Annotated in this window: 1 protein-coding gene; it reads left to right on the top strand. The window is 48.3% G+C overall.

Annotated elements, in window-relative coordinates; all coding sequences use genetic code 11:
- Positions 1–133: 133 nt before the first annotated feature.
- Positions 134–777, top strand: a 644-nt coding sequence (gene xni, locus R8O11_RS26895; RefSeq protein WP_318194833.1) for a flap endonuclease Xni, incomplete at its 3' end; no start/stop codon positions are given.

A 777-nucleotide genomic window follows, 5' to 3' on the forward strand; every position in this document is an offset into this window, starting at 1 on the left:
ATCGAATGAAATTGCCAGGCGGTTCTGATTATGAACCATGCTATCGAATTGCCCATCCATAAATTGGTGGTCGATAGTCTGGCTTGCATTCGTTACACTAGGGGCAACGCCCCTTTTTTATTGCTAAGTCATTATGTCTATTCATCTTGTTATTATTGATGCCCTCAACTTGATTCGCCGTGTGCACTCTGCACAACCGGATCCAACTGACATCGCAAGAACCATCACGACGACTCAGCGAACCCTTACGCGTATTCTTTCCGAAGCGAAACCAACACATATCATCGCGGTGTTTGATCACCATGAACAAGATAGAGGTTGGCGCGCTGAAATCCTTCCTGACTACAAGCAAAATCGCAAACCGATGCCAGAGCCGCTGATGCAAGGTTTGGATGCCATCCAGCAAGCATGGTGGGAGCAAGGCATTGATTCACTGCTATCAGAAGGCGATGAGGCGGACGATTTAGTTGCAACACTGGCGACCAAAGTGGCAAGCCACGGCGAGAAAGTAACGATCGTTTCAACCGACAAAGGCTACTGCCAGTTACTTTCACCGACACTGCAAATTCGCGATTATTTTCAACACCGTTGGTTGGATGAACCGTTTATTGAGAAAGAGTTTGGCGTAAAGCCAAGCCAACTCGCTGATTATTGGGGGTTAACTGGCATTAGTTCAAGCCAAGTGCCGGGCGTTCCGGGCATTGGACCGAAAGCCGCCAAAGAGAGCCTAACTCAATTTGAAGATATTGAAGCGGCCTACGCCAGCGATGAACTTGC

It is taken from the genome of Vibrio sp. 1288 (assembly GCF_033344475.1).